Source organism: Nocardioides daedukensis (assembly GCF_013408415.1).
Lineage (GTDB): Bacteria > Actinomycetota > Actinomycetes > Propionibacteriales > Nocardioidaceae > Nocardioides > Nocardioides daedukensis.
The window spans coordinates 3,701,696-3,727,953 of record NZ_JACCAA010000001.1 but is presented as its reverse complement, the minus strand read 5'-3'; the positions used below and the strand labels follow the sequence as shown (position 1 = coordinate 3,727,953).

Sequence of the window (26,258 nt, the reverse complement as noted above, 5' to 3'; positions counted from 1 at the left end):
ATTGTGCACGCCAGCGCGCCGCTCCCGTCGCTGAAACTCCCAAACAGTCGGCCAGCGGCGAAGGCTCAGGCCCCGAGCAGACGCTCGGCGAAGTACTTCGAGATCCCGTCCAGGCTGATCCGCTCCTGCGACATCGAGTCACGCTCGCGCACGGTCACCGCGTTGTCCTCGAGGGTGTCGAAGTCCACGGTGACGCAGTACGGCGTACCGATCTCGTCCTGGCGGCGGTAGCGGCGACCGATTGCGCCGGAGTCGTCGAACTCGACGTTCCAGTTGCGACGCAGCTCGGCCGAGAGCGCCTTCGCCTTCGGCGACAGGTCCGTGTTGCGGCTCAGCGGCAGTACGGCGACCTTGACCGGCGCCAGGCGCGGGTCGAGGCGCAGCACCGTGCGCTTGTCGACGCCGCCCTTGGTGTTGGGCGCCTCGTCCTCGTGGAACGCGTCGACCAGGAAGGTCATCAGGCTGCGGCTCAGCCCGGCTGCCGGCTCGATGACGTAGGGCGTGTAGCGCTCGTTGTTGGCCTGGTCGAAGTAGGACAGGTCCTGGCCCGAGTGCTTGGAGTGCGTGGTCAGGTCGAAGTCGGTGCGGTTGGCGATGCCCTCGAGCTCGCCCCACTCCGAGCCCGCGAACCGGAAGCGGTACTCGATGTCGGTGGTGCCCTTGGAGTAGTGGCTCAGCTTCTCCAGCGGGTGCACGAAGTGGCGCAGGTTGTCGCGGTTGATGCCGAGGTCGACGTACCAGTTGGTGCGCTCCTCGATCCAGTACTTGTGCCACTCCTCGTCCTCGCCGGGCTTGACGAAGAACTCCATCTCCATCTGCTCGAACTCGCGGGTGCGGAAGATGAAGTTGCCGGGCGTGATCTCGTTGCGGAAGCTCTTGCCGATCTGGGCGATGCCGAACGGCGGCTTGCGGCGGCTGCTGGTGACCACGTTGGCGAAGTTGAGGAAGATGCCCTGGGCGGTCTCCGGGCGCAGGTAGTGCAGGCCCGAGCCGTCCTCGGTGACACCGAGGTGGGTCTTGAGCATGCCGGAGAACTCACGCGGCTCGGTCCACGCGCCGCGGGTGCCGCAGTTCGAGCACGCGACGTCCTTGAGGTCGACGTCGTCCGGGTTCTCGATGCCCTTCTTCTCCGCGTAGGCCTCCTGGAGGTGGTCGGCGCGGAACCGCTTGTGGCACGACTGGCACTCGGTCAGCGGGTCGTTGAAGGTGTCGACGTGACCACTGGCTACCCAGGTCTCGCGGGGCAGGATGATGCTGGAGTCGAGGCCGACGACGTCCTCGCGACCCTGCACCATCGCCTTCCACCACTGGCGCTTGATGTTCTCCTTGAGCTCGACACCGAGCGGGCCGTAGTCCCAGGCGGAGCGGGTGCCACCGTAGATCTCGCCGCACGGGTAGACGAAGCCCCGGCGCTTGGCGAGGGAGACGACGTTGTCGACGGGCGAGGGGGGCGGCTTGGCCACGAAAAGCTCCTTGAGATCGGCCGGCTGGCTGCCGGTCTGGTGCTCTCAGCCTAACCAGCGAGTCTCGGCAATATTCAGGTCGGTGCCGGGTTCGACGTCTTCGTAGGCACCGGGCTCATCGACGGCCTTGCTCAGCAGCGGGACCGCGCCGAGCTTGACGTCGTACGCCGAGAGCGCGCGGCGATAGGCACCAACGTTGCCCCACCGGGTCATCAGCACCCACAGGTCCGGCTCGTCGACGTTGCGCCCGACGCCGCCGTCGACGTACCCCTTCTGGTCTGCGAGCAGTGCGTGCGCCCGAGTGATCTCGTCGCGGAACGCGACGGCGTCGGTCTCGGGGACGCGGAACCTGTTCACCACCAGCACGCTCGCAACCCTAGTCGCGACCCGGCACTTGTTGACGCCCCACCTCGCCGACCCGGCAGTTGTTGACGCGTTGCTTCGCCGACCCGGCAGTTGTTGACGCCTGGGCAGGCCTCGCGGGCGTCAACAACTGCCGACTCGACGTCGGGTTGACAATGGTTCTCATTCTGTTTGAGAATCTTTCTCATGAACTTGCCTGTCACGCGCTACGTCGTACCTGCACTCGTCAGCGCCTCGCTCTTCCTTGCCGGATGCGGGGCACTGTCGGGGGACGGTGGGGACGTCAATCAGACGCGCATCACCACGGCGTTCTACCCGCTGGAATATGCAGCCGAGCGCGTGGCAGGCAGCCACTTCGACGTGGTCAACCTGACCGGTCCCGGAACCGAGCCCCACGACCTGGAATTGAGCGTCAAGCAGACCGGTCAGGTCGCAGATGCCCGCCTCGTCATCTTCCAGAAGGGCTTCCAGCCCGCAGTCGACAAGGCCGTGGAACAGAACGCGAACGGGGACATGCTGAACGCCTCCGAAGTAGTCGAGCTGCGCGGCCATTCCGAGGAAGAGGACGCGGGACACGAGGACGAGGGCCACGAGGATGAGGGCCACGACCATGACCACGGCGAGGACGACCCGCACTTCTGGCTCGACCCGCTGAAGATGGCCGACTTCTCCGACGAGATCGCCAAGTCGCTCGCCGAGATCGACCCCGACCACGAGGCTGACTTCACCGCGAATGCCGCGGACTTCCGCACAGAGCTGGAGGCGCTCGACAAGGAGTACGCCGATGGTCTGGCGAACTGCGAGCGCACCACCGTGGTGGTCAACCACGACGCGTTCGGCTACCTGTCCCGCTATGGCCTGAAGTTCGAGTCGATCACCGGCCTCTCCCCCGGCGCGGAGCCCACCGCCACGGAGCGCGCGCGTCTCCAGGAGCTGATCCGCGAGAAGGGCCTGACCACCGTCTTCTCCGAGACGCTGGACAGCAAGAAGGCCGCAGAGTCCTTGGCCGGCGACCTGAAGATCAATGCCTCGGTGCTCGATCCGATCGAGGGCCTTGGGGACAGCACGTCGAAGGAGAACTACCTTTCACTCATGACCAAGAACCTCGAGTCCCTCAAGCAGGCGAACGAGTGTTGAGCCGCACCTCCCGGGCGACGCATGCCCCAACGAGTCGAACCGTTCTCGAGATCGAGGACGGTTCGGTCGCGATCGGTGGACGCCCGATCCTGCGTCACATCAATCTCCACATCGAGCGCGGTGAGTTCGTCGCGTTGATGGGGGCGAACGGCTCCGGGAAGTCCACCCTGATCCGGGCGATGACCGGGCTGCGCAAGGTCTCCGGCGGCGAGGTGCGTCTCTTCGACAAGGACCTCCACCACTTCGGCGACTGGCAGCGGATCGGCTTCGTGCCGCAGCGCTCCACGGCCGGCGGTGGGGTGCCGGTATCGGTGTGGGAGATGGTCGCGTCGGGCCGGCTCACTCGTCGGCGTTGGCTGCGTCCCCTCTTCCCTGCCGATCGCAAGGCGATCAACGACGCTCTCGAGGTGGTCGGACTGGCGGATCGGGCCAAGGACGGCATCACCACGCTCTCCGGCGGTCAGCAGCAGCGGGTCCTGATCGCCCGCGCGCTGGCCGGTGACCCCGAGCTGTTCTTCCTCGACGAACCCACCGCCGGGGTGGACCTGCCCAACCAGCAGGCGCTGGCCGAAGCACTCCAGGTGTTGAAGGACCGGGGTTCCACGGTGGTCCTGGTCGCCCACGAGCTCGGCCCGATGGCGAAGCTCGTCGACCGCGCGATCGTGATGCGCGACGGCCGGATCGCCTATGACGGCGCACCGCTGGCGGACCACGAGGTCCACGGACCGCTCTTCGGGACCGGCCACGACCACCACCATCATCACGCCACCGAGCCGAGGGACCACGTGCCGCACGTCGTCTCGCCGCTGGACCACGACCGCAGCGAGGGGACGCACTGATGGAGATCCTGAGCTACGACTTCATGATCCGGGCGATGATCGCCGCCTTCTTCACTGGCTTGGCCGCTCCCGTCGTGGGCACCTACCTGGTGCAGCGCCGGCTCGCGCTGATGGGTGACGGCATCGGACACGTTGCGGTCACCGGTGTGGCGCTGGGGCTGTTGACCGGCACCTCGCCCACCTGGACCGCTGTGGCGGTCGCCATCATCGGCGCGGTGGTCATCGAGGTGATTCGCGAGCAGGGACACGCGAACGGCGACGTCGCGCTGGCGTTGCTCTTCTATGGCGGCATCGCAGGCGGCGTACTGATCACCGGCATCGCCGGGCAGAGCGCAGCGAGGTTGCAGGAGTTCCTCTTCGGCTCGATCACCACGATCTCCCCCGGTGACGTCTGGGTGACGATGTTCCTGGCCGCGGCGGTGATCGTGGTCGGCGTCGGCCTGGCCCCGCAGCTGTTCGCCGTCGCCCAGGACCAGGAGTTCGCGCAGGTCGCGGGACTCAACATCCGCTTCTACAACGTGCTGGTCGCAGTGATGGCCGCAGTGACGGTGACCGTGGCGATGCGCACCGTCGGGCTGCTGCTGGTCTCGGCGCTGATGATCGTTCCGGTAGCCACGGCACAGCAGGTGACCCGCAGCTTCCGTACGACGCTCCTGGCCGCGATGTTGCTGGGTGTCGGCGCCTCGTTCGGCGGGCTGATGTTCTCCGCCCTCGCCGCCGACGTACCGGCCGGGCCGACGATCGTGCTGCTGGCGCTGGCCTGCTTCGTGTTGACCTGGCCGCTGGGTGTGCTGCTGCGTCGGCGACGTCGGCGGTTGATGCCGTTCGACGAGCTGGAGCCTCTGGCCCACGACGAGATCGAGGAGCACCCGCACGAGCACGGCGAGGACTGTGGGCATCCGGCTGTGCCGCACGGGGACCACGTCGACTACGTTCACGACGGGCACCGACACGCGCCGCATGGAGTGCACTATGACGAACACTGAGAAGCAGCACGGCTCCCCCGCCGCGATGGGTGGGGCCCGCCCGACGCGACAGCGACTGGCCGTCGCGCGGGTGCTCGAGGGCCACGACGACTTCCGGAGTGCGCAGGAGATCCACGCACTGCTCGTTGACTCCGGGGAGAAGGTCGGGCTGGCCACGGTCTACCGCAACCTGCAGCGGCTCGCCGAGGCCGGGGAGGTCGACGTACTCCGCACCGAGGACGGCGAGGCTGCCTATCGCCGGTGCTCCGAGTCGCACCACCACCACCTGGTATGCCGTTCGTGCGGTCGCACCGTGGAGGTGGAGGGGCCGGCGGTCGAGCGCTGGACCGATGCCGTCGCCACCGAGCACGGGTTCTCCGACATCAGCCACACCCTGGAAATCTTCGGTACCTGCCAGAACTGCTCCTGATCCCCCGCCGACCCGGCAGTTGTTGACACCCCACCCCGCCGACCCGGCAGTTGTTGACACCGGATTCACGCTCCCATCCACAGCCGACGGCATCGGCCGTTGCTCGACGAGTCCGGCCACGGTTCGGTGCGGGCATGCGACTTCATCTCGATCAACCGCTCGCGCAGTGGCTCCCCGTCCCCAGTGACCTTCCCTTCACACGCCGCGAGGCACTCGCTAACGGGCTGACCGACCGGCACCTGCGCAGGTTGGTCGAGCACGGTCAGTTACGCAGGCCGTTGCGCGGAGTGTTCGTTGACGCCCGTCTGCCCGACACGCTCGATCTACGGGTGGCCACGCTGGCCAAGGTGATGCCCGAAGGTTGTTTCGTCGCCGACCGGACCGCCGGCTGGCTGCACGGCGCCAACATGATCCTCGCGCCGAACGACCACCTTGCCGTGCCGAACGTCTCCCTGTTCCACCTGCCCGGCAATCGCTGTCGGCGCGACCTCGCCAGCAGCGGCGAGCGCGACGTGGTTGCGCGCGACCTGGTCGAGGTCGGCGGACTGCTGGCGACCTCACCGTTGCGCACCGCGCTGGACCTCGGCCGTCTCCTCCCCAGGGCGCAAGCGCTCGCGGCACTCGACTCGTTGCTGGGCCTGGACGTGTTCACCAACAACCAGTTGCTCGGCGAGGTCGAGCGCTTCGCCAAGCAACGCGGCGTACGGCAACTCCGCTTCCTTGCTCCACTCGCCGACGGTCTGGCCGCCTCGCCCGGCGAATCAGGCCTGCGGCTGCTCTGGTACGACGGCGGACTGCCCAAGCCGCGCCTGCAGATCCCGTACGTCGAGGACGGCAGGGAGATCTTCTATCTCGACATGGGCCTGGAGGAGATCCGCTTCGCCGCCGAGTACGACGGCGAGGAATGGCACTCGGCGAGCGATGCCGCCCACGACAGGCACCGGCGCACCCGGATGCGGGAACAGGCTGGATGGCAGATCGAGGAGTTTCGCAGGGAAGACGTGCTCGGTCACCGCAAGGATGCTGACTGGGCGCTGCGCAGTGCGGTCGCGGAGGCTCGGCAGAGTTTTGATCGCCGGACTCGGCATCTGTGACCCGCTTGAGTTCAAGCCGTGACTGCAACAGCAGGTTGTGGTGGGTTTGAGAGTAGTTCGTCTAGGGCTTCTGCTGGTGTTCGCCAGTCGAGGGTTTTGCGGGGGCGGGTGTTGAGGCGGGTGGCGACGAACTCGAGGTAGTCGGCGGTGTAACCGGATAAGTCGGTGCCTTTGGGGAAGTACTGGCGCAGCAGGCCGTTGGTGTTCTCGTTGGTGCCGCGTTGCCAAGGTGAGTGAGGGTCACAGAAGTAGATGTCGAGGTCGGTGGCTGCGGTGATCTGGACGTGGTTGGACATCTCTTTGCCCTGGTCCCAGGTCAGTGTGCGGCGCAGTTGCTGGGGCAGTCGGCTCATCGCCTCGACCATGGCGTCCTGCACTGCATCGGCGCCGTGGGCGGTGGGAAGGTGCAGCAGCATCACGTAGCGAGTGGCACGCTCGACGAGCGTGCCGATGGCCGAGGCGTTGTTGCTGCCACAGATCAGGTCGCCTTCCCAGTGCCCTGGAACAGCGCGACCCTCGACTTCCTCGGGTCGTTCGCTGATGTTGACCATGCCCGCGATCCGGCCACGCTCCTGGCGTGCCCCCACGGTGCTGCGTGGTCTGCGCACGGCGCGGCCGGTGCGCAACTTCTGGTGCAGGTCACGACGTAGCGCGCCACGACCTTGGACGTAGAGCTCCTTGTAGATCGTCTCGTGCGACACCCGCATCTCCTCCTCGTCAGGAAAGTCGATCCTCAGCCGATGAGCGATCTGCTCGGGGCTGTCCTCCCGATCAAGCCTGCTCTGAATCTCCTCGGCCAGGCGGGGGTTCGCCGTCAGCTTGGTCTGCTGCTTGCGGTTGGCGGCATTCTCAGCCCTCAACTGTGCACGGCTGGGCAGGTACTCCCAATCATGGATCCAATCGATTCCTCGCAGGGAACCGTCGTACCCGACCCGGCGTGAGCGTCGGTGTCGCATGTTGAGGCGGACCTCTCGCGTCACGGTCGATGTCGGGCGGCACAGTTCGCGGCCGATCGCTGTGAAACTCCAGCCCGCGGCCAGGCCGAACGCGATCCGCTCACGGTCTTCAAAACCGACCCGATACGCCGAGGGTTCTTCGACTCTGATGGCACGCACGCCGCCACACTCACGCATCCAGCGGTAAGCCGTACGCACCGCCACGCCGGCCTCACCAGCAGCCTCCCCAAGATCACTGCCCGAGCCGAGCGCTCCCCAAAAACGTCGTATCTCACGACGCAACTGACCCCGCGGATCAGCCATCCAGCACCTCCAAGATCAGGTGCTGTTGCAGTCACGCCTTGAATTCACCCCGTCAACAACTGCCGACTCGACGTACACGCGGCGTCAACAACTGCCGGCTCGGCGCAACGCGGCGTCAACAACTGCCGGCTCGGCGTCTCGGCGGTCAGGCGGAGCCGTACCGCCGATCGCGGCGCGCATAGGTGTCGACGGCCTCCCACAGGTGCCGTCGGTCGACGTCGGGCCAGAGCACGTCGGAGAAGACGAACTCGCTGTACGCCGCCTGCCACAGCATGAAGTTCGACAACCGCTGCTCCCCGGACGTACGCCAGATCAGGTCCGCATCGGCGAGCTCGGGCACATAGAGGTGCTTGGCAAAGGTCTTCTCGTCGACCTTCTTCGGGTCCAGGCGACCGGCGGCGACGGCCTCGGCGATCGAGCGGGCGGCGTCGGCCACCTCTGCACGACCGCCGTAGTTCACACACATCGTCAGCGTGCAGACCGTGTTGTCCTTGGTCAGCTCCTCGGCGACCTGGAGCTCCCGGATCACCGACTTCCACAGCCGGGGTGTTCGGCCGGCCCAGCGGACACGCACCCCGAGCTCGTGCATCTCGTCGCGGCGACGGCGGATCACGTCCCGGTTGAACCCCATCAGGAACCGCACCTCGTCGGGCGAGCGCGACCAGTTCTCCGTGGAGAAGGCATAGGCACTGATCGCCTTCACGCCGATCTCGATCGCGCCCTCCACCACGTCGAACAGCGACGACTCCCCCTGCTCGTGGCCAGCGGTCCGGGGCAGCCCACGCTCCTTGGCCCAACGACCGTTCCCGTCCATCACCACCGCGACATGGCGCGGCACCAGCTCCCGGGGGATGGCCGGCGGACGAGCTCCGGAGGGATGCGGGCGGGGCGGTCGAATCGATCGGCTCACGGTGACACCCTAGGACTCGGTGTCGAGATTCTCGTGGATGGTGCACCCGAACGGCGTTCAGGGCTCTATGCTGCCCTCGTGGTTAACGCGAACGACCTGATCGAGCAGCAGCTCTTCAAGATGCTCCGTCGCACCCAGGCAATCCATGTCCGGACCGCCAGCGGCGAGGTGGAACTGGAGCGCTCCAGCTATGGCATCCTGTGCCTCCTCGCGGACGAGGGGCCACAGCGACTCGGCGCGATCGCGACCACCTTCCGCCTCGATCCGTCGACGATCACCCGCCAGGCGCAGGCCGTCGTACGCCTCGGGCTGGCCGAGAAGACCGTCGACGAGACGGACCGTCGGGCCTCGGTGCTCAGCCTGACCGAGGTCGGCACGAAGGCCGTGGTCGAGGCACGCGATCACCGACGCCGGATGCTCGACGCCATGCTCACCGAGTGGTCCGAGGAGGAGCGTACGTCGTTCCTCGACGCGATCACCCGGTTCAACGACACCGTCGATCACTGGGTGCTCAACGAGATCACCGTCGAGTGACGGAGGAGGCCGGACCCGGTCCGGCTCAGCGCTCGACGTAGGCCAAGGAGCGCAGGTTCCGCTCCAGGTGCCACTGCAGATAGGCGGAGACCAGGCCGCTCGCCTCCTTGAGGTGGCGCGGCTCGCTGCGCTCGACCAGGGGCCAGTCCCCTGCCAGCAGGCCACCCAGCACGGTGATCGTCTCGCCAGAGGGGTTCGCCGATCCCGGCAGACGGCAGGTGCTGCACAGCACGCCACCGGCCGACGGGTTGAACCAACGATGCGGTCCCGGTGCATCGCACCGGGCGCACGCGTCGAACGACGGCGCATAGCCGGCCACCGAGAGCGACCGGAGGAAGTAGGAGTCGAGCACCTGACCGGCCCGGCGCTCGGGACTGGTCAGCGCGCGCAGGCCACCGACCAGCAGGAGGAACTGCTGCAGGGCCGGCTGCCGCTCCTCGATGATGAGACGCTCGGCCGTCTCGAGCATCGCGGTGCCCGCCGTGTAGCGCTCGTAGTCCATGCCGAGGCGCGAGGAGAACGGGTCGATCGTCTCGGCCTGGGTGATCACGTCGAGGTTGCGGCCCTCGGCCAGCTGCAGGTCGACGTGGGTGAAGGGCTCGAGACGTGAGCCCCACCGCGAGGTGGTGCGCCGTACGCCCTTGGCCACGGCACGGACCAGACCGTGCTCACGGGTGAGCAGGCTGATGATCCGGTCCGCCTCACCGAGCTTGTGGGTGCGCAGCACCACGGCTTCGGCTCGATACAGGGGCATGCCCCCATTGTGCCGGGTCAGGCGCGGTTGGCGGCACTCCCGGACCGTGTCTGCCAGCACCGGGCGACGAAGTCGGCCGCGAGCCCGTCCAGTCGCTCGGGCGTGAGCCGCCACTCCAGGATGCTGCGCGCCTGCACGAACTGCGCGCCCGGCACCTCTGCGGCGAGCATCGCGGCGTCGGCGGCGGGATGGATCGGGTCCGAGCGATGACCGACCACCATCGTCGGTACGTCGAGTGCTCGCCGTCGGCTCGACGGCGGGGCCAGGCGCCCGAAGACGATCCCGTGCAGGATGGCGGCCATCGAGCCTGGTCTCTGGTCACAGATGTCCAGGCCGATCCCGGCCCAGAACGGCACCAGCCCGCGGGGCACCGGACGAGTCACCGCGCGCACTGCCCGCACCGAGAGCGGCAGGTGGCGCGCCGCGAGCATCATCGGTCCGTAGGCCCCCACGGCCGCCTCGACCGCGTTGTCCAGCACCGGCATCTCGACCAGGAGTCCCTGCACCCGCTCAGGTGCAGCGTCGGCGACCTCGAGCGCGACGTTGGCGCCCAGGGAGACTCCCCCGACGATCGCGGTGTCGACACCGAGGTGGTCGAGCAGCGCGAGCACCTGCTCGCCGAAGGCCGGGATCGAATAGACCATCGGGTCGTCCGGGCGATCCGAACGACCGTGCCCGAGCAGGTCGAGGGTGATCACGTGGTTGCCCTCGGCGGCCAGCGCGCGCGCCAGTGGCTGGCACATCCGGCGCACCATGAGCTGCCCGTGGATCAGGACCACCCACCGGTCCCCCGAACCGAACTCGGTGTACTCGAGCCGGTCCTCTCCCATGAAGAACTGCCCGATGCGCTCCGAGACCAGGGGTGTGCGTGCCATGGCCGGCAATCTATCGCGCGACCCGCCGCTGGGGATCAGTTGAACCAGCCGGGATCAGCTGATCTCGAGCGCGTCCACGACGAAGACGAGGGTCTCGTTCGGCTCGACGCCGTTGCCGCCGGGGCCGTAGCCCTTCTCCGGCGGGATGATGATCAGGCGTCGGGCGTCCTTCTGGATGCCGACCAGGCCCTCGTTCCAGCCGTCGATCACCGGTGCCTGGCCCAACGGGGTGACCGGGAACGGCTGGCCGCGATCGAACGAGTTGTCCAACACCTGCTTGTTCGACCAAGTGACGAGCAGGTAGTCGGTCAGGACCGTGTCGCCCTCCTTGGCCTCGGGCCCGGATCCGGCGACCAGGTCCTTGGTCACCACGGAGGTCGGTGGCGTGCAGTCGTCGGGCAGCGTCACGGTCGGCTTCTCACCGAAGCCGCCGGTGACCTCGATGTCGTCTGCGGTGCACTCCTTGCCGGGTGCCGCGTCGCCGTCCGAGGAGTCACCGGAGTCCGAGCAGGCTGCGGCGGTGAACAGGAATGCCGTGGCGGCAAGGGCTGAGGTGATTCTCCGTGCGGTTCGCATGGCGGCGAGCCTATCGGCAGCGAACCTGACACTCTTGTCCGCATGTCCTCGCACGCCATGGCCCGCCGCAGGTCGGCGAAGCAGCCGCCGCTGGCCAGCTATCCGTCCAAGCCGCCGGTCGGGTTCGCGGACTGGGCGATGCTCGTGATTGCCCTGATCTCCGTCGTCCTGCTTGCCTGGATCACCTTCTGGGACGTCCCGGAGGCCACCCAGCGCAAGGTGATCCTCGCCGACTACGCGATCTGTGCGTTGTTCGCGGTCGAGTTCCTGTGGCGCTGGGGTCGCTCCGGCCTGGGCTGGCGGTTCCCGGTGCGCTACTGGTACGAGGTGCTGGGGATGATCCCGGTCTCGCACCCGGCCTTCAGGTCGTTCCGGCTGCTGCGGATCGTCATCGTCCTGGCCAGACTGGGCCGTGCCGCCGACCGCGCCTTCGGCGACCGGGTCACCGCGGCGATCCTCAAGCAGGGCACGGACACCCTCGTCGAGGCGATCAAGCGCCCGGTCACGATCGCGGTGATGGACGAGGTGACCGCAGTGCTCCAGACCGGTCACTACACGGCCAACATCGCGCGTGCCCTGAACGAGAACCGCAGCGAGCTCGACGCCCTGGTCCTCGACCTGATCAAGCGGGACCAGCAGATGGGGCGGTTGAAGTTCCTGCCGTTCCACGATGACGTGGTGCGCCTGGTCAGCGACACCGTGTTCCGGTTGCTCTTCGAGGTCCTCAACGACCCGCGCACCGACGAGCTGGTCTCGGATGCGCTGCGCGAGAACATCGACCAGATGCGTGCGGCCGTGCGCGGCAAGTACGAGGCCGAGCAGCACCCCGGAAGGACGTGGCAGTCGTGAGCATCGAGGTACGCCGCCTGAGCGCAGACGACTGGCAGGACTGGCGTGAGTTGCGGTTGCGGTCGCTGGCCGACTCCCCCGACGCGTTCGGGTCCACCTTGGCGCGCGAGGAGGCCTTCAGCGAGGAGACCTGGCGCCAGCGTGCCGAGGACTCCACGATCGTCTACGTCGACCAGGTCCCGGCCGCGATGGGAGGCAGCTTCGACATGGACCAGGAGCGGACCCACATCGTGGCCATGTGGACCGACCCGGCCTACCGCCAACGCGGGCTCGCCCGGCTCGTGCTCGAGGACATCGTGGCCAGGACGCGCGAACGCGGCCGGCGGGTGATGCTCGACGTGACCCGTGGCAACGACGCCGCGCGTACGACGTACGAGCGGTTCGGGTTCGTCGCCAACGGCAAGGCCGGACCCCTGCGCGAGGGGTCCGACCTGCTGGTGGACGAGATGGTGCTGCCCGACTGATCAGGCCCGGTTGATCGCGGAGATCACGGCCTTGAGCGAGGCGGTGACGATGTTGGCGTCCAGGCCGACACCCCACAGCACCTGGTCACCCACAGCGCACTCGACGTAGGCGGCGGCGATCGCGTCGCCACCCGCCGAGAGCGCGTGCTCGGCATAGTCCAGGACCCGCACGTCACCGCGGGTCTCGTAGACCGGGTTGCCCGCCGCCTGCTCATCGGCGACGAGTCGGTTGATCGCGTCGACGAACGCAGCGATCGGGCCGTTGCCGCTGCCGTCGAGCGCGCGCAGCTCGCCGTCGACATGGACGTTGACGCTGAGCTGGTCCCTCTCACCGGCCGCCGAGGAGGTGTGCACGGAGTTGAGCTCCAGCGGCGTCTTCCGGTCGAGGTACTCCGAGCGGAACACGTCCCAGATCACGTCGGGCGACATCTCGCCACCCTCGACGTCGGTGCGCTCCTGGACGACCCGACTGAACTCGATCTGCGCCCGACGGGGCAGGTCCAGCTTGTGCTCGGCCTTCAGGATGTAGGCCACTCCGCCCTTGCCGGACTGGCTGTTCACCCGGATCACGGCCTCGTAGGTGCGCCCGACGTCCTTCGGGTCGATCGGCAGGTAGGGCGCTTCCCACTCGATGTCGCGCACCGAGATGCCGCGCTCGGCAGCCTGGCGCTCGAGGTCCTCGAGGCCCTTCTTGATCGCGTCCTGGTGCGAGCCGGAGAACGCGGTGTAGACGAGATCACCGGCGTAGGGGTGCCGGGGGTGCACCGGCAGGTTGGTGCAGTACTCGACCGTGCGGCGTACCTCGTCGATGTCGCTGAAGCTGATCTGGGGGTCGATGCCCTGGCTGAACAGGTTCATCCCCAGGGTCACCAGGTCGACGTTGCCGGTCCGCTCACCGTGGCCGAACAGGCAGCCCTCGACCCGATCGGCACCGGCCATCAGGCCCAGCTCGGTGGCTGCGACTGCGGTGCCGCGGTCGTTGTGCGGGTGCAGGCTGATCGCGCTGACCTCACGCCGGGTCAGGCCACGGGAGAAGTATTCGATCTGGTCGGCATAGGTGTTCGGCGTGGACATCTCCACGGTTGCCGGCAGGTTGAGGATGATCTCCCGGCCCGGCTCCGGCTGCCACACGTCGGAGACCGCCTCGCAGACGTCGAGTGCGAAGTCGGTGTTCGACTGGGTGAAGATCTCGGGGCTGTACTGGTAGCCGAAAGCGCAGTCGCCCAGCAGCTCCTCGGCATACTTCATCACCATCTCGGTGCCGCGGGTGGCGATGTTGCGGCACTCGTCGGGCGTCACCCCGAAGACCACGCGCTGGAACAGCGGCGCGGTCGCGTTGTAGAGGTGGATCGTCGCCCGGTCAGCGCCGACCAGCGACTGGACCGTGCGCTCGATCAGGTCCTCGCGGGCCTGGGTGAGCACCGAGATCTGTACGTCGTCGGGGATCCGGTCTTCCTCGACCAGCTTGCGGACGAAGTCGAAGTCGAACGCGCTCGCGCTCGGGAAACCGACCTCGATCTCCTTGTAGCCCATCTTCACCAGCAGCTCGAACATGGTGAGCTTGCGGGCCGGGGTCATCGGGTCGATCAGTGCCTGGTTGCCGTCACGCAGGTCGGTGGAGAGCCACCGCGGCGCTGCCGTGATCTTCTTCGCCGGCCAGGTACGGTCCGGCACGTCGACCGGCACGAACGGCGTGTAGCGGCCAACAGGCATGCCGCTCGACTTCTGGTGATTGCTGGTGTTTCCCAGATCAGTGTTCTTGATGGTCATGGTGTCCTCGCTGCAGGGGAATCGGGTGCCGGACGGCAGCACGCACTCCGCAACGAGGGGGCCGGCTTCAGGCCTCGTTGCGGCAGCGAAGGAGGAGGCTGCGAAAGTTCATGACCATTCCACCTTAGCGCACCGTGGCAGGCTGGAGTCATGAGCACCCTGCTTGTCGTCCACCACTCCCCCACCCGATCGATGCAAGCCCTCACCGAGGCCGTGATCGCCGGTGCCGGCGACGAGAGCATCGAAGGAGTCGAGGTCGTCGAGCGCGCTGCCCTGGAGGCGACGGCCGACGACGTGCTCGCTGCCGACGGCTACCTGCTCGGCACCCCGGCCAACTTCGGCTACATGTCCGGGGCGCTCAAGCACTTCTTCGACTCCACCTTCCTCCAGGTCGGCGGAGCCCTCGACCCCAGCGGCTCGGCCAGCGACGCGGCGGACGACTCGGCGGGCGCGACGACCAAGCGGCCCTACGGCCTGTGGGTGCACGGTCGCTACGACACCACCGGTGCCGTCAGGTCGGTCCAGTCCATCGTCGGCGCACTCGGGTGGCGCCAGGGGTACGACGTACTCGAGGTGCTCGGCGACGTCGAGGACTCACACACCTCTGCCGCCTACGAGCTGGGCGGTACGATCGCCGCACTGCTGACCACGTGAGGACCTTGCTGACTGTGCCATCCGGACGCCACCTGATCGTCGCGGTCACCGCCGCTCTGCTGATGAGCGGCCTGAGCGCCTGCAGCGACGACGACAAGAACAGTCGAGTCGACCCTGCGCAGGTCGACGCCGTCGAGCCGCCCGAGCTCGGCGCCTGCCGGGTGCTCACCCCCAACGACGTCGGCAAGACCAACAACGCCACCAGGACCCTCGACTGCGACAAGCCGCACACGGCCGAGACGTTCGCCATCGGCACCATCCCCGAGAGCATCGCCGCCACCGGCTACAAGAGCGAGAAGCTCGGGCTGTGGGCCTACAAGACCTGCGCGACGAGGTTCGAGAAGTTCCTCGGCGCCGACGAGTCCCTGGTGATGCGCAGCATCGTGAGCTGGGCCTGGTTCCGCCCCTCGGAGAAGGCATGGAAGGACGGCGCCCGCTGGTACCGCTGCGACGTCGTCGGGGGCGGTGACCAGGCAAAGGCCTACGTCAATCTGCCCGCCACGGCCAAGGGCCTGCTCGGCAGCGGCAAGCCGCAGGACAAGTGGATGGTCTGCGCCCAGGGCGCGAGCGTCGCCGGGTCGGTCAAGGTCCCGTGCTCGCAGAAGCACGAGTGGCGCGCGGTGACCACGATCAAGATCGGCAAGGACGAGGACAAATATCCCGGCGACCGGATGGCCGAGGTGCGCACCCGCGAGTTCTGCTCGGACTCCGTCGGCGCCTGGATGAACTATCCGGTGGACTACGACTACGCCTACACCTGGTTCCACGAGGCAGAGTGGAAGGCCGGGAACCGTCGTTCGATCTGCTGGGCCAGGACTCCGGAATGATCTCGGGCCGCCTGCTGCCGCGCAGCGGCCCGCGCCAGGCACGGACCGCGATCGTCAGTGTATTCGTCCTCGGCGCACTCCTCGCGGGCTGCACCGGTGGCAGCACCGAGTCCGAGAAGCCCGAGCCCACCCCCACCGCCACGGCCAAGCCCACTCCTGCCGTGGCACCGGACCCGCCGCGTGCGGGGCGCTGTTATGACCTGACCTATGCCGAGGGGCTTGCCCCCACGGTCGACGCCTCCTCGGTGCCCTGCGCGACCAGCCACACCTCCCAGACCTTCCGGGTGGCCGAGCTGGAGTCGGTCCTCGACGGGCACCTGGTCGCGGTGGACTCCGAGCGCGCACGGGCCCAGGCAGCCCAGGCCTGCCCGCAAGCACTTCCCGCCTATCTGGGCGCCTCGCCGGCGACCCTGCGACTGAGCATGATCCGCGCGGTCTGGTTCGGGCCCACCGTCGCGGAGTCGGATGCCGGGCACAACTGGTATCGCTGCGACGCCGTCGTGCTGGCCGGCAAGGAGAAGCTGCAGCCGACCAAGCAGAGCCTGCGCGGAGTGCTGGCCACCCAGGCCGGCCGCAGCCGCTACGGGCTGTGCAGCACCGGCAAGCCGGGATCCTCGTCGTTCAGCCGGGTGGTCTGCTCGGCCAAGCACAGCTGGCGCGCGATCGGCACCCGGACCGTGAAGTCCACCAAGTCGGATGCCTGGCCCGGAGAGCGCGCCGCCCGAGCCGGTGAGTCGAGCTGCAAGTCGTCAGCGCGGGCCCGGGCCGAGGACAAGCTGAAGTTCAGCTGGGGCTATGAGTGGCCGACCAAGGAGCAGTGGGAACAGGGCATCCAGCACGGCACCTGCTGGATCCCCGACTGAGTCAGAAGCCCAGCTTGCGCAGCTGTCGTGGATCGCGCTGCCACTCCTTGGCGACCTTGACCCGCAGGTCCAGGAAGACCGGCGTCCCGAGCATCGCCTCGATTTGCTTGCGGGCATCGGTGCCGACCTGGCGCAACCGCGACCCCTTGTGGCCGATCACGATCCCCTTCTGCGAGTCCCGCTCGACATAGACCGACGCGTGGATGTCGAGCAGCGGCTTGTCCGGGTCCCGGTCCTCGCGCAGCGACATCTCCTCGACCACGACCGCGATCGAGTGCGGCAGCTCGTCGCGCACACCCTCGAGGGCGGCCTCGCGGATCAGCTCCGCGGCGATCGCCTCCTCGGGGGCATCGCTCAGGTCGCCGTCCGGATAGAGCGGCGGACCCTCGGGAAGCATCCCGACGAAGATGTCGGCCAGCAGCTGGACCTGGTCGCCGGCGACCGCGGAGACGGGAACGATCTCGGCCCACTCGGTGCCGGTCTCGGCGCCCAGGGCCTGGATCGCGAGCAGGTGCTCGCCGATCTGCTCAGGCGTGGCCAGGTCGGTCTTGGTCGCCACCGCGACCTTGATCGTACGACGTACCTTGGCGAGCTCGTTGACGATGAACCGGTCGCCGGGCCCGATCTTCTCGTTGGCCGGGAAGCAGACCGCGACGACGTCGACCTCGGCCCAGGTGGTCTTGACCAGGTCGTTGAGCCGCTCGCCGAGCAGCGTGCGCGGGCGGTGCAGTCCGGGTGTGTCGACGAGGATCAGCTGGGCGTCGTCTCGGTGGACGATGCCGCGCACCACGGTGCGGGTGGTCTGGGGTCGCGAGGAGGTGATCACGACCTTGCTGCCGACCAGGGCGTTGGTCAGGGTGGACTTCCCGGCGTTCGGCCGGCCCACGAACGAGACGAACCCGCTGCGGAAGCCGTCCTCGCGCTGACCGTGCAGCGGCCCGGACGCGGCGACGCCACTCACGTCGAAGTCGCGGTCCGATTCACCCTTGTCGCTGTTCACTCGTTCTCCCGTGCTGCGTCGTAGTCGGCCCAGATCTGTTCATCGGTCTTTCCTGCTGCCTTGCCGGCCCGATAGATCGGCCCCGGGTCGACACTACGGGGCTGTCGCTTGGCCACCCCGCGCCAATAGCCCATCACGTCATAGGTAGTGGGCGGCAGCTTGAGCTCGCGCATCAGGTGCTTGCGGATCGCCCGCATCTGGGCGGACTCGCCGGCCATCCAGAAGTAGCCGGGCTCCTCGGGCCAGGGCAGCGACTCCACCCAGGTGGCCAGGCCACTGCCGTGCTCGGCCTGGTGCGGGATCCAGGACAGGTCGCCGCGGCTCACGAAGCCCTCGTCGAAGTAGCCGGGCACCTGCTCGCCCACCTCGGCCCAGACCTTGACCGGGATGTCGGGACCGAGGGTCTCGACGATCCGGGCCATCGCCGGCAGCGCGGTCAGGTCCCCGACCAGGTAGACCCAGCGGGCGTCCTCGGGAAGGGTGAAGGAGCCCTTCGGCTCGGTGATCGTGACGGTGTCGCCGACACAGTCGCCGCTGGCCCACTGGGTGACCAGGCCGGTCTCGTGCACGACCACGTCGAGGACCATCTGCGCGCCGTCCCACGACCTGACCGTGTAGTAGCGGCTCTGGAACTGGCCGGGCACGATCAGGCCGACCCACTCATCAGGGATCCCCGTGCTCGCGAAGTCGGCGAGGCCGTCGCCGCCCAGGGTCAGTCGGACGAGGTGGCTGGAGATCTGCTCACGCTGTTGCACCACGGCGGGGTAGTGCTCTGCTCGGGTGCTCACCCGCCAAGGCTAGGGCATTCGCGACGGGTGGCCGCCACGACCGGGGCTCCACGACCGGCCCCTGTCCGGTGGCTGACTCAGAACTCATGACGCATCGGATACGACGGGTCGCCCATCTCACTGTTCCGGGTGGCCAGCACGTGGTGCAGCTCGATCTCGTCGCGCTCGAACGCGAGGCGCGAACCCGCCATGTAGATCCCCCACACCCGCGCCGTGCCCTCGCCGACCTCGGCCACGCACTCGTCCCAGTGCTCGACCAGGTTGTCGCTCCAGCCGGCCAGCGTGCGCGCATAGTGCCGCCGGATGTTCTCGGTGTGCTGCACCTCGAGACCGGCGTCCTGGGCAGCGCTGACGATGGTGCCGGAACCGGTCAGCTCGCCGTCCGGGAAGACATAGCGGTCGATGAACGCGCCGGTGTCGGTCGGGCGGTTGTGGGAGCGGGTGATGCAGTGGTTGAGCAGCCGACCGCCGGGGCGGAGCCGGTCGCGCAGGAAGCCGAAGTATGCCGGGTAGTTGCGCACCCCGATGTGCTCGGTCAGGCCGATCGAGCTGACCGCGTCGAAGTCGCCGTCCTGCACGTCGCGGTAGTCGAGGTGGCGCACCTCGGCCAGGTCCGAGAGCCCCTCGCGATCGATCGCCTCCTTGGCCCACTGCGCCTGCTCCAGCGAGAGGGTGACGCCGAGCGCCCGTACGCCGTGTTCCCTCGCGGCGTGCCGGACCATGCCGCCCCACCCGCAGCCGACGTCGAGCAGGCGCTGGCCCGGTTCGAGTCCGAGCTTGCGGGCGACCAGCTCATATTTCGCCGCCTGGGCCTCCTCCAGGGTTGCCGACGGACTCTCGTACAGCGCGCACGTGTAGGTCATTGACGGACCGAGCACCAGCTCATAGAACCGGTTGGAGACGTCGTAGTGGTGCGAGATCACGTCGGCGTCACGAGGCCTTGAGTGGCGCAGTCCCTCGACGGCCCGGCGCCAGCGCGGCAGGTGCTCCTGGACGGGGACCGGAGGCGGGACGAGCTTGCTGATCCCCAATCCCCTGACCAGTCGCAGCCCCTCGCTGAGGCTGGGCCGACGGAACCGCAGGTGGCTCATCAGCAGCGACATCGCCGGGTGCGGATTGCCCGGGTGGCACCCGCTCAGCTCAAGGTCGCCGCTCACATAGGCCCGCGCCATGCCCAGGTCTCCGGGGGCGGTCATGATGTAGGACAGCCCGCGCTCGTTCTTCAGGTGCAGGCCGATCGCAGCGTCGACCGGACCGGCCGAGCTGCCGTCGTACGCCGTGAACCTGACCGGGACGCCGTCCTTGAGGAGGGACTCGATCGCCTCTGCGATGGTGACCGGATCGGACTGGGTGAGGCTGCTCATCGTCGTCGTACCGCCTTGTCGTAGAGAGAGGTGAGCCGGTCGTCGGGGTCATAGCGCCGTTTGAGCGCGGCCAGGTTCGCGCCGTCATAGAGCACGTCGAAGTCCGCTCGGTCGTAGAACGCCTCGGAATAGAGCGACTTGTGGCCGCCGAGCTCGTGCACCTTGGCCTCGATCGCCCGGTTGACGGGCGCGTCGGGCGCGGCGTCGCCGACGGGCACGGTCCCCCAGAAGCCGACGTTCACATAGGTGGTCGCGGTGCGCAGCGGGTACGTCGGCCAGGTGCGGTCGCCGCGCAGGCGCAGCGGGCACAGCCACACCGGGCGCATCGCGACGCTCTCGTCGAACCAGTCGAGGAAGGCGGGGAGGTTCTCCAGCGGCACCTCGATGTCCTGGATCACGCGTTCGCGAAGCGGCTTGCCCCGCCACCGGTCCAGCCGGTCGACGATCCCGAGACGACGCTCGAGGCCGACCAGGCGGTGATAGACGTCCGAGCGTCGCTTGGACCGCGGCCAGAGCCGCCGCACCCTCGCGTCGTGCAGCCCGAAGGCACCCGAGCACCAGAACCAGTCGGTGTCCCAGCGCCACAGGTAGTCCTCGGTGCGCAGCAGATCGGCGGGCTTGCGGCGGATCGACTGGAAGTAGATCTCGTCGACGTATTCCGAGGTCGTCGGTGCTCGATCACTCGCCCCGGTGGCCTCTGCAGACGTCCACCGGGCCAGGGTCAGGTAGAGCTCTGAGGGATCGAACGCGACACCGTCGAGCCCGTCGACGCGCTCGCCCTCCCACTGCCCGGTGAGGGCGATCTGCTCGATCGCCGCCGTCAGCAGGTGGGCGTCGTCGAAGCGGACGTGGCGCAGGGCGACGTAGGGCTCGACCGGCTCGAGCTCGATCCGCAACCGGGTCGCATAGCCCAACGACCCGTAGGAGTTGGGGAACGTGCGGAACAGGTCGGCATGCTCGTTGTCGGCGGTGGCCGTGAGCACCTCGCCGGCGCCGGTGAGGATGTCCATCTCGAGCACCGACTCGTGCGGCAGCCCGTTGCGAAAGCTGGTGGACTCGATGCCGAGCCCGGTGACGGCTCCGCCGAGGGTGATCGTGCGCAGCTGCGGAACCACCAGTGGGATCAGGCCGTGGCCCAAGGTCGTGGCGACCAGCTCCTCATAGGTGCACATCCCCTGCACGTCGGCAGTGCGCCCGGTGACGTCCAGGGCGATGACCCGGTCGAGCCCGGAGACGTCGAGTCCGGAGACGTCAGGTCCCCCGGCGCTCCACCGGCCTGGCGTGGCCACGCGTGGGCGGAAGAGGTTCGAGGTCTTCTTCGCAAGCCGCACCGGGGCACCGCGCGGAATCGCTGCATCAGAAGCGCGCAGGCGCTCGACAGCGTTGAGGTGGCGTGCCCATGAATCGTCTCGACTCGTCGAGGTGGTCACCCGACCACGCTATCTCGTTGGGCCGACCAACTTCCAGAGGTTTCCGCGTCAGCGGAACCAACCGATCCGCGGCACCTCGATGGTGACCTTGCCCCCGTGAGGCAGCTGGGCGAACAGCTCGAAGCGGTCCGCGGTGCTCAGGTCCTTGACCTTCTGGCGCTTGAAGTAGGTGCCGACGTTGTGGGGCTGCAACATGAAGGTCGGCTTCTTCTGCTTCGGCCGCTTCTCGGAGGGGATCCACTTCCAGCGACCGACCCGCTCGGCGCCGGCATAGAAGTCCGCATAGAACGCCTCGACCTGCTCGATGTCGACCGGATCGATCTCGAGCCGGATGCCGCGCACGTCCTTGCAGGCGAACGCGATGCCCGCATAGTGGCTGCCATCGCTCTTCGCGCTGGCCGTGGCGCTCAGGCGGACGCCTCGCTCGGCCTGGGTGACCGAGTGCGAGGAGAGGTTCTTGCGCCACTTCGACTCCATCGCCTCCGGCTCGACGTTGTCGACGCTGAGCGACCAGTCCGGCGGCGTGACCAGGTCGGCGGTGACGTCGGGCGTTGCCGCGGCGACGAGTTCGGCCCGCTCGCTGGTCGCGCTGCGGGAGGCCAGCATGAAGACCCAGGTGTTGGCGAGGGGCTCGACGTGGTGCACGGTGAGGCCGGCCGATCGGGCCATCTCGCGCACTCGGGCCACCCCGAACTGGGCGACGTGGCCCCAGATCCCCTCCAGCCGCCCGCGCAGCGGGACCGAGACCAACAGGTCGGTGCCCTCAGGCAGCGCGTCGGCCAGGACCTTGAGCGCTGCCTCGGGGTCGGGGACGTGCTCGAGGACCTCGCAGCAGATCAGCAGGTCGGTCTTGTGCTCGGCGACCATCTCGCGGGTCAGGTCATAGAGGTTGCCGACCTCCGCGGTGGCGCGCTCGGCATAGCCGTTGGCAGCCAGGGTCTTGTTCGTGGCGGTGACGTTGGACGGCACCAGCTCGATGCCGCGGTAGGCGCCGATCTCGCCTGCCTTGAGCGCCATCAGGGCGAGGAAGCCCTTGCCGATGCCGATCTCCATGATCCGTTCGCCCGGGCGCAGGAAGTCCACGGTGCGCGCGAACCGGGTCCGGTTCGTCGGGGACTCATACATGTCACGGTTCTCGGTGGAGAACCACTCACCGGAAGCGACCGGTGCATAGAACTCCTCGCCCTTGACCCGGCTCGCTTCCCAGCGGGGGGCGAACAGCTCGGCGGACTTCGACGCACCGATCCTCTCCATCACCTCGATGAGCTCCCACGCGTCTCGCACGTGGTTTCGCTCATGTGTGCTGGTTGTCTCGGTCATCTGGTCTCCCGAATGAATTCGATTGCTGCCCAGGTGGGTTCATCTGCGCACGAGCAGGGTGGCCTCCACCCCGCCGCACGTCAACCTACCGAATTGTGACCGGCGACTCAGTGCGGACCCGCAGATTGAACGAACTCGCTCCTCGCGAGGAGCTCAGCTCCGACCCGCGATTCAGCTCTGGCCCGAGGAGAGGATCTGCCCCCGGGGGTCGCCGAGATGGGCCACCACTCCGGAACCGGCGAACTCGATGATCGCAGCCCGGTCCTGCTCGTCGAGGGTGGTGCGACCGGCCTCGTCGAGCACGACGACCGCTTCCAGGCCGGTGGATCCCGACGAGATCGCCATCGCGATGCAGACCCCGACCGCGGAGATCTGCAACGAGTCCAGCGCGATCGAGGCCGCGGCATACGTCCGGCCGTTCTCGTCGCGCACGGCCGCGCCCTGCGAGGCTTGGGTGCGCGCACGGGTGGAGCGGGCGAGGGTGACGAGCTTGGCGTCCTCGGCGGACAGGGCTGCTTCAGGCATGCGGATCAGCGTAGTCAGTCGGCTGGTCGTGGCGTGCGGGTGGCTCCACGGCGCTGATCAGCACCGTGGAGATCCGGTTGCGACGGCCGGTGGGCTCCTCGGCGACGAACCGGAGCCCGTGCACCTCCACCGACGAGCCGGGGATCGGCACCCGACCGAGCTCCTTGGCCAGCAGGCCACCGACGCTGTCCACGTCCTCCTCGACGAAGACCAGTCCGGGGAAGAGCTCGTCGAGGTCGTCGACCGGGTAGCGCGAGGAGACCCGGGTGGTGCCGTCCTCGAGGACCTCGATGGCGATCTCGCCGTCGTCGTACTCGTCGGTGATCTCGCCGACGATCTCCTCCAGCACGTCCTCGATGGTGACGATGCCGGCGGTGCCGCCATATTCGTCGACCACGACGGCGATGTGCTGGCGGCGTGCCTGCATCTCGGAGAGTACGTCGTCTGCCGGCTTGCTGTCCGGCACCCAGTGGACCGGTCGCATCCACTGGTCGATGCGCTCGGTGGTCTCGGCGTCGGCGTTGTCGAAGACGCGCTTGGTGACGTCCTTGAGATAGGCGAAGCCCACGATGTCGTCGAGGTTCTCCCCCACCACCGGCATCCGCGAATAGCCACTGCGCAGGAACAGGGACAGGGCCTGCCGCAGGTTCTTGTGCCGGTCCACGTAGAGCACGTCGTTGCGCGGCACCATCACCTCGCGCACCGTGGTGTCGCCGAGCTCGAAGACGGAGTGGATCATCTTGCGCTCGATGTCCTCGATGACGCTGGACGCCTCGGCCATGTCGACCAGCTCACGCAGCTCGGTCTCGGTGGAGAACGGCCCGTCGGTGAAGCCCTTGCCGGGCGTGAGCGCGTTGCCGAGGACGATCAGCATCTGCGGGATCGGCCCGAGGAACTTCGTGATCACCTGGAGCGGGCCGGAGACCATCAGCAGCAGGGTCACGGAGTGCTGGCGGCCCATCGTGCGGGGACCGACACCGATCACCACGAACGAGACCAGCAGCATGATGCCGATCGAGAGCCCGACCGTCAGCCACCAGCCGTCGAGGTTCTCACTGACCAGGCGCGCGACCAGGACGATCGCCGAGACCTCGCAGAGCAGGCGCAGCAGCAGGGCGGTGTTGAGGTAGCGCGGCGAGTCGTCGAGGATCGCCAGCAACCTCTTGCTGCCCGCCTTGCCCTCGGCCACGATCTCCTCGGCGCGGGCGCGGGAGAAGGACGACAGCGCGGCATCGACGGCGGAGAAGACCCCCGCCAGGACGACCAGCACTGCCGCTGGGCCCAGCAGCCACAGGTCTGATCCAGTCACCGGGCCCGCCACGCGGCGAGCAGCTGGTCCTGGAGACCGAACATCTCCTTGTGCTCGTCCGGCTCGGCGTGGTCATAGCCGAGCAGGTGCAGGATCCCGTGCACGGTGAGCAGCTCGATCTCCGCCTCGGCGGTGTGCCCGGCGGTCTCGGCCTGCTTCGCGGCGATGTCGGGGCAGAGCACGAGGTCGCCCAGGACTCCCTCCTCGGGCTCCTCGTTGACCAGGCCCGGACGCAGCTCGTCCATCGGGAAGGCGAGCACGTCGGTGGGGCCCTGCTTGTCCATCCACCGCTCGTTGAGCTCGGCGATGGTCGCCTCGTCGACGGCCTTGATGCAGAGCTCGGCCAGTGGGTGCACCCGCATCTCGTCCATCACGAAGCGGCTCAGCGCGGACAGCGATGCCATGTCGAGCTCGCGACCGGACTCGTTGAGGACCTCGATGCTCACCGGCGCTCTCCCTTGGCGTCATAGGTGTCATAGGCGGCCACGATCTTGCCGACCAGCCGGTGGCGTACGACGTCGTGTGCGGTCAGGCGGTTGAACGAGATGTCCTGGACGTCGTCGAGGATGCCCTCCACCACCCTGAGCCCGGACTTGATGCCCGAGGGGAGGTCGACCTGCGTGGTGTCACCGGTGACCACGATCTTGGACCCGAAGCCGAGCCGGGTCAGGAACATCTTCATCTGCTCGGGAGAGGTGTTCTGGGCCTCGTCGAGGATGATGAACGCGTCGTTGAGCGAGCGCCCACGCATGAAGGCCAGTGGCGCGACCTCGATCGTCCCGGCGGCCAGCAGCTTGGGGATCAGCTCGGGGTCCAGCATGTCGTGCAGCGCGTCATAGAGCGGGCGCAGGTAGGGGTCGATCTTCTCGGTCAGCGTGCCGGGCAGGTAGCCCAGCCGCTCGCCGGCCTCGACCGCCGGGCGGGTGAGGATGATCCGGCTGACGTCCTTGGCCTGCAGCGCCTGGACGGCCTTGGCCATCGCCAGGTAGGTCTTGCCGGTGCCGGCGGGACCGATCCCGAAGGTGATCGTGTGGTTGTCGATCGAGTCGACGTACCGCTTCTGGTTCAGCGTCTTGGGCCGGATGGTGCGGCCGCGGTTGCTGAGGATGTTGAGCGAGAGCACGTCCGCGGGCCGCTCTGAGGTCTCGGTGCGAAGCATGCCGACGATCCGCTCGACGGTCTCGTCGCTGATCCCCTGGCCGGTGCGGATCAGGGTGACCAGCTCTTCGAGGAGCCGTTCGGCCAGCGCGATCTCGGCCGGCTCACCATGAAAGGTGATCTGGTTGCCGCGCACGTGGACGTCGGCGTCGAAGGCCTGCTCGATCCGGTTGAGGTGTTCGTCGTTGGGCCCGAGCAGGCTGACCATGTTGATGCTCGCGGGCACGACCACCGTGTGACGCGTGGTCGGCGTGCGCGAGCCGGAGCTGGAAGGAGAGTCAGTCATGAGGCCTCCATGCTACGGCGCGGGCGGGCACCGGTCACACCGAGTTTGTCGGCCCGGGGCCCGACTCAGCCGGGCGGCCAGGTGAGCTCGCGGCCACCCAGGACGTGCAGGTGTGCGTGGAAGACGGTCTGCTGTGCGGCCGCACCGGTGTTGAACACGGCGCGGTAGCCGCCTTCGAGCCCTTCCTGATCGGCCACCTGGCTGGCGGTGGCGAACAGGTCGGCCAGCGCGCCCGGCTCGTGGGCGGCCAGGGAGGCGGCGTCGGGATAGTGGCTGCGCGGGATGACCAGCACGTGGGTGGGCGCCTGCGGATTGAGGTCCCGGAACGCCACCGCGTCGTCGCTGGCGTGGACGATCGTTGCCGGGATCTCCCCGGCCACGATCTTGCAGAAGATGCAGTCATCCGGAGGGGTGGGTGCAGTCATGTTCCGAGCATAGGTCGGCCGTCTGCG

29 protein-coding genes are annotated in these 26,258 nt (G+C 68.0%); 11 read left to right on the top strand and 18 right to left on the bottom strand.

The features are described from left to right. Nucleotides 1–65: 65 nt before the first annotated feature. Together BJ980_RS18210 and BJ980_RS18205 are read right to left on the bottom strand one after the other, a co-directional pair. Nucleotides 66–1,463, bottom strand: coding sequence for a glycine--tRNA ligase (locus BJ980_RS18210; protein ID WP_179503599.1), 1,398 nt, complete (start codon nucleotides 1,461–1,463; stop codon nucleotides 66–68). A 45-nt stretch (nucleotides 1,464–1,508) separates the two neighbouring features. Further along, the gene (locus BJ980_RS18205; protein WP_179503598.1) at nucleotides 1,509–1,829 is read right to left on the bottom strand and encodes an antibiotic biosynthesis monooxygenase; all 321 of its coding nucleotides are present in this window, start codon (nucleotides 1,827–1,829) and stop codon (nucleotides 1,509–1,511) included. A gap of 183 nt (nucleotides 1,830–2,012) precedes the next feature. On the opposite strand from BJ980_RS18205, the gene BJ980_RS18200 reads away from it, so the two are divergent. The 5 genes from BJ980_RS18200 to BJ980_RS18180 all read left to right on the top strand — a co-directional run bounded on the left by BJ980_RS18200 (nucleotide 2,013) and on the right by BJ980_RS18180 (nucleotide 6,291). Continuing rightward, nucleotides 2,013–2,963 carry a metal ABC transporter substrate-binding protein gene (locus BJ980_RS18200; RefSeq protein ID WP_179503597.1) on the top strand — a complete coding sequence of 317 codons (951 nt, stop codon included), beginning with the start codon at nucleotides 2,013–2,015 and terminating at the stop codon, nucleotides 2,961–2,963. Next, nucleotides 2,960–3,802 (top strand): metal ABC transporter ATP-binding protein, encoded by an 843-nt coding sequence (locus BJ980_RS18195; RefSeq protein ID WP_179503596.1) that lies wholly within the window; start codon nucleotides 2,960–2,962, stop codon nucleotides 3,800–3,802. Before BJ980_RS18200 ends, BJ980_RS18195 begins: the two co-directional genes overlap by 4 nt. Next, entirely contained in the window at nucleotides 3,802–4,788 is a 987-nt protein-coding gene (locus BJ980_RS18190; protein ID WP_179503595.1) for a metal ABC transporter permease, read from the top strand. The genes BJ980_RS18195 and BJ980_RS18190 overlap by 1 nt, the downstream gene beginning before the upstream one ends. Next, the gene (locus tag BJ980_RS18185; protein ID WP_179503594.1) at nucleotides 4,775–5,197 is read left to right on the top strand and encodes a Fur family transcriptional regulator; all 423 of its coding nucleotides are present in this window, start codon (nucleotides 4,775–4,777) and stop codon (nucleotides 5,195–5,197) included. Before BJ980_RS18190 ends, BJ980_RS18185 begins: the two co-directional genes overlap by 14 nt. A 134-nt stretch (nucleotides 5,198–5,331) precedes the next feature. Continuing rightward, nucleotides 5,332–6,291 carry a type IV toxin-antitoxin system AbiEi family antitoxin domain-containing protein gene (locus BJ980_RS18180; protein ID WP_179503593.1) on the top strand — a complete coding sequence of 320 codons (960 nt, stop codon included), beginning with the start codon at nucleotides 5,332–5,334 and terminating at the stop codon, nucleotides 6,289–6,291. Between the two features lie 11 nt (nucleotides 6,292–6,302). Here BJ980_RS18180 and BJ980_RS18175 read toward each other — a convergent pair whose 3' ends face one another. Continuing rightward, nucleotides 6,303–7,550 carry an IS30 family transposase gene (locus BJ980_RS18175; RefSeq protein ID WP_425490345.1) on the bottom strand — a complete coding sequence of 416 codons (1,248 nt, stop codon included), beginning with the start codon at nucleotides 7,548–7,550 and terminating at the stop codon, nucleotides 6,303–6,305. A 145-nt stretch (nucleotides 7,551–7,695) separates the two neighbouring features. Beyond that, a complete protein-coding gene (locus tag BJ980_RS18170) occupies nucleotides 7,696–8,460 on the bottom strand; it encodes an isoprenyl transferase (RefSeq protein ID WP_179503592.1) in 765 nt (254 codons plus the stop codon). A gap of 78 nt (nucleotides 8,461–8,538) precedes the next feature. Between BJ980_RS18170 and BJ980_RS18165 the strand changes: the two genes are divergently transcribed. Then, a complete protein-coding gene (locus tag BJ980_RS18165; RefSeq protein WP_179503591.1) occupies nucleotides 8,539–8,994 on the top strand; it encodes a MarR family transcriptional regulator in 456 nt (151 codons plus the stop codon). Between the two features lie 25 nt (nucleotides 8,995–9,019). Here the strand turns inward: BJ980_RS18165 and recO are convergent, their stop codons facing one another. From recO to BJ980_RS18150, 3 genes are read right to left on the bottom strand one after another with little or no spacing between them, the layout of a single operon-like run. After that, nucleotides 9,020–9,748, bottom strand: coding sequence for a DNA repair protein RecO (gene recO / locus BJ980_RS18160; protein WP_179503590.1), 729 nt, complete (start codon nucleotides 9,746–9,748; stop codon nucleotides 9,020–9,022). A 17-nt stretch (nucleotides 9,749–9,765) separates the two neighbouring features. Continuing rightward, on the bottom strand, nucleotides 9,766–10,623 hold the full coding sequence (locus tag BJ980_RS18155) for an alpha/beta fold hydrolase (RefSeq protein WP_246280003.1): 858 nt from the start codon (nucleotides 10,621–10,623) through the stop codon (nucleotides 9,766–9,768). Nucleotides 10,624–10,677: 54 nt separating this feature from the next. Further along, nucleotides 10,678–11,199: an FKBP-type peptidyl-prolyl cis-trans isomerase gene (locus BJ980_RS18150; protein ID WP_179503589.1), complete on the bottom strand. Its 522-nt coding sequence runs from the start codon at nucleotides 11,197–11,199 to the stop codon at nucleotides 10,678–10,680. Nucleotides 11,200–11,241: 42 nt separating this feature from the next. On the opposite strand from BJ980_RS18150, the gene BJ980_RS18145 reads away from it, so the two are divergent. Together BJ980_RS18145 and BJ980_RS18140 are read left to right on the top strand one after the other, a co-directional pair. Beyond that, on the top strand, nucleotides 11,242–12,048 hold the full coding sequence (locus BJ980_RS18145) for an ion transporter (protein WP_179503588.1): 807 nt from the start codon (nucleotides 11,242–11,244) through the stop codon (nucleotides 12,046–12,048). Then, nucleotides 12,045–12,512 carry a GNAT family N-acetyltransferase gene (locus tag BJ980_RS18140; RefSeq protein WP_179503587.1) on the top strand — a complete coding sequence of 156 codons (468 nt, stop codon included), beginning with the start codon at nucleotides 12,045–12,047 and terminating at the stop codon, nucleotides 12,510–12,512. The genes BJ980_RS18145 and BJ980_RS18140 overlap by 4 nt, the downstream gene beginning before the upstream one ends. Here the strand turns inward: BJ980_RS18140 and leuA are convergent, their stop codons facing one another. After that, a complete protein-coding gene (leuA, locus tag BJ980_RS18135; protein WP_179503586.1) occupies nucleotides 12,513–14,282 on the bottom strand; it encodes a 2-isopropylmalate synthase in 1,770 nt (589 codons plus the stop codon). A 150-nt stretch (nucleotides 14,283–14,432) separates the two neighbouring features. Here leuA and BJ980_RS18130 point away from each other — a divergent pair, with 150 nt between their 5' ends. The 3 genes from BJ980_RS18130 to BJ980_RS18120 are packed head-to-tail and all read left to right on the top strand — an operon-like array spanning nucleotide 14,433 to nucleotide 16,626. Further along, the gene (locus BJ980_RS18130) at nucleotides 14,433–14,936 is read left to right on the top strand and encodes a flavodoxin family protein (RefSeq protein WP_179503585.1); all 504 of its coding nucleotides are present in this window, start codon (nucleotides 14,433–14,435) and stop codon (nucleotides 14,934–14,936) included. Between the two features lie 14 nt (nucleotides 14,937–14,950). Then, nucleotides 14,951–15,763: a septum formation family protein gene (locus BJ980_RS18125; RefSeq protein WP_343047878.1), complete on the top strand. Its 813-nt coding sequence runs from the start codon at nucleotides 14,951–14,953 to the stop codon at nucleotides 15,761–15,763. Further along, a complete protein-coding gene (locus tag BJ980_RS18120) occupies nucleotides 15,760–16,626 on the top strand; it encodes a septum formation family protein (RefSeq protein ID WP_179503584.1) in 867 nt (288 codons plus the stop codon). Before BJ980_RS18125 ends, BJ980_RS18120 begins: the two co-directional genes overlap by 4 nt. 1 nt (nucleotide 16,627) lies before the next feature. Here the strand turns inward: BJ980_RS18120 and era are convergent, their stop codons facing one another. The 10 genes from era to BJ980_RS18070 form a co-directional block, all read right to left on the bottom strand. Then, nucleotides 16,628–17,626, bottom strand: a complete 999-nt coding sequence (era, locus tag BJ980_RS18115) for a GTPase Era (protein WP_425490344.1) — start codon at nucleotides 17,624–17,626, stop codon at nucleotides 16,628–16,630. Then, a complete protein-coding gene (locus BJ980_RS18110) occupies nucleotides 17,623–18,414 on the bottom strand; it encodes an SIP domain-containing protein (RefSeq protein WP_179503583.1) in 792 nt (263 codons plus the stop codon). Before BJ980_RS18110 ends, era begins: the two co-directional genes overlap by 4 nt. A 77-nt stretch (nucleotides 18,415–18,491) precedes the next feature. Next, nucleotides 18,492–19,778 (bottom strand): SAM-dependent methyltransferase, encoded by a 1,287-nt coding sequence (locus BJ980_RS18105; protein WP_179503582.1) that lies wholly within the window; start codon nucleotides 19,776–19,778, stop codon nucleotides 18,492–18,494. Next, a complete protein-coding gene (locus BJ980_RS18100) occupies nucleotides 19,775–21,208 on the bottom strand; it encodes an FAD-binding protein (protein ID WP_179503581.1) in 1,434 nt (477 codons plus the stop codon). Before BJ980_RS18100 ends, BJ980_RS18105 begins: the two co-directional genes overlap by 4 nt. Nucleotides 21,209–21,256: 48 nt before the next feature. Then, nucleotides 21,257–22,528 (bottom strand): class I SAM-dependent methyltransferase, encoded by a 1,272-nt coding sequence (locus tag BJ980_RS18095; protein ID WP_179503580.1) that lies wholly within the window; start codon nucleotides 22,526–22,528, stop codon nucleotides 21,257–21,259. A gap of 171 nt (nucleotides 22,529–22,699) precedes the next feature. Further along, entirely contained in the window at nucleotides 22,700–23,053 is a 354-nt protein-coding gene (locus tag BJ980_RS18090; protein ID WP_179503579.1) for a cytidine/deoxycytidylate deaminase family protein, read from the bottom strand. Continuing rightward, nucleotides 23,046–24,362 carry a CNNM domain-containing protein gene (locus tag BJ980_RS18085; RefSeq protein WP_179503578.1) on the bottom strand — a complete coding sequence of 439 codons (1,317 nt, stop codon included), beginning with the start codon at nucleotides 24,360–24,362 and terminating at the stop codon, nucleotides 23,046–23,048. Before BJ980_RS18085 ends, BJ980_RS18090 begins: the two co-directional genes overlap by 8 nt. After that, on the bottom strand, nucleotides 24,359–24,808 hold the full coding sequence (ybeY, locus tag BJ980_RS18080; RefSeq protein WP_179503577.1) for an rRNA maturation RNase YbeY: 450 nt from the start codon (nucleotides 24,806–24,808) through the stop codon (nucleotides 24,359–24,361). The genes BJ980_RS18085 and ybeY overlap by 4 nt, the downstream gene beginning before the upstream one ends. After that, nucleotides 24,805–25,806, bottom strand: a complete 1,002-nt coding sequence (locus BJ980_RS18075; RefSeq protein WP_179503576.1) for a PhoH family protein — start codon at nucleotides 25,804–25,806, stop codon at nucleotides 24,805–24,807. Before BJ980_RS18075 ends, ybeY begins: the two co-directional genes overlap by 4 nt. Nucleotides 25,807–25,871: 65 nt before the next feature. Next, nucleotides 25,872–26,231 (bottom strand): histidine triad nucleotide-binding protein, encoded by a 360-nt coding sequence (locus tag BJ980_RS18070; protein WP_179503575.1) that lies wholly within the window; start codon nucleotides 26,229–26,231, stop codon nucleotides 25,872–25,874. Between the last annotated feature and the right edge of the window lie 27 nt (nucleotides 26,232–26,258).

Bases quoted from the DNA above. Each gene is read 5' to 3' on its own strand.
- BJ980_RS18175 (WP_425490345.1), bottom strand. From the start codon at position 7,550: ATGGCTGATCCGCGGGGTCAGTTGCGTCGTGAGATACGACGTTTTTGG.
- BJ980_RS18090 (WP_179503579.1), bottom strand. From the start codon at position 23,053: ATGCCTGAAGCAGCCCTGTCCGCCGAGGACGCCAAGCTCGTCACCCTC.
- BJ980_RS18180 (WP_179503593.1), top strand. From the start codon at position 5,332: ATGCGACTTCATCTCGATCAACCGCTCGCGCAGTGGCTCCCCGTCCCC.
- BJ980_RS18120 (WP_179503584.1), top strand. From the start codon at position 15,760: ATGATCTCGGGCCGCCTGCTGCCGCGCAGCGGCCCGCGCCAGGCACGG.
- BJ980_RS18150 (WP_179503589.1), bottom strand. From the start codon at position 11,199: ATGCGAACCGCACGGAGAATCACCTCAGCCCTTGCCGCCACGGCATTC.
- BJ980_RS18145 (WP_179503588.1), top strand. From the start codon at position 11,242: ATGTCCTCGCACGCCATGGCCCGCCGCAGGTCGGCGAAGCAGCCGCCG.
- BJ980_RS18155 (WP_246280003.1), bottom strand. From the start codon at position 10,623: ATGGCACGCACACCCCTGGTCTCGGAGCGCATCGGGCAGTTCTTCATG.
- BJ980_RS18105 (WP_179503582.1), bottom strand. From the start codon at position 19,778: ATGAGCAGCCTCACCCAGTCCGATCCGGTCACCATCGCAGAGGCGATC.
- BJ980_RS18095 (WP_179503580.1), bottom strand. From the start codon at position 22,528: ATGACCGAGACAACCAGCACACATGAGCGAAACCACGTGCGAGACGCG.
- BJ980_RS18200 (WP_179503597.1), top strand. From the start codon at position 2,013: ATGAACTTGCCTGTCACGCGCTACGTCGTACCTGCACTCGTCAGCGCC.
- BJ980_RS18190 (WP_179503595.1), top strand. From the start codon at position 3,802: ATGGAGATCCTGAGCTACGACTTCATGATCCGGGCGATGATCGCCGCC.
- recO (WP_179503590.1), bottom strand. From the start codon at position 9,748: ATGCCCCTGTATCGAGCCGAAGCCGTGGTGCTGCGCACCCACAAGCTC.
- BJ980_RS18075 (WP_179503576.1), bottom strand. From the start codon at position 25,806: ATGACTGACTCTCCTTCCAGCTCCGGCTCGCGCACGCCGACCACGCGT.
- BJ980_RS18070 (WP_179503575.1), bottom strand. From the start codon at position 26,231: ATGACTGCACCCACCCCTCCGGATGACTGCATCTTCTGCAAGATCGTG.
- BJ980_RS18130 (WP_179503585.1), top strand. From the start codon at position 14,433: ATGAGCACCCTGCTTGTCGTCCACCACTCCCCCACCCGATCGATGCAA.
- BJ980_RS18185 (WP_179503594.1), top strand. From the start codon at position 4,775: ATGACGAACACTGAGAAGCAGCACGGCTCCCCCGCCGCGATGGGTGGG.
- leuA (WP_179503586.1), bottom strand. From the start codon at position 14,282: ATGACCATCAAGAACACTGATCTGGGAAACACCAGCAATCACCAGAAG.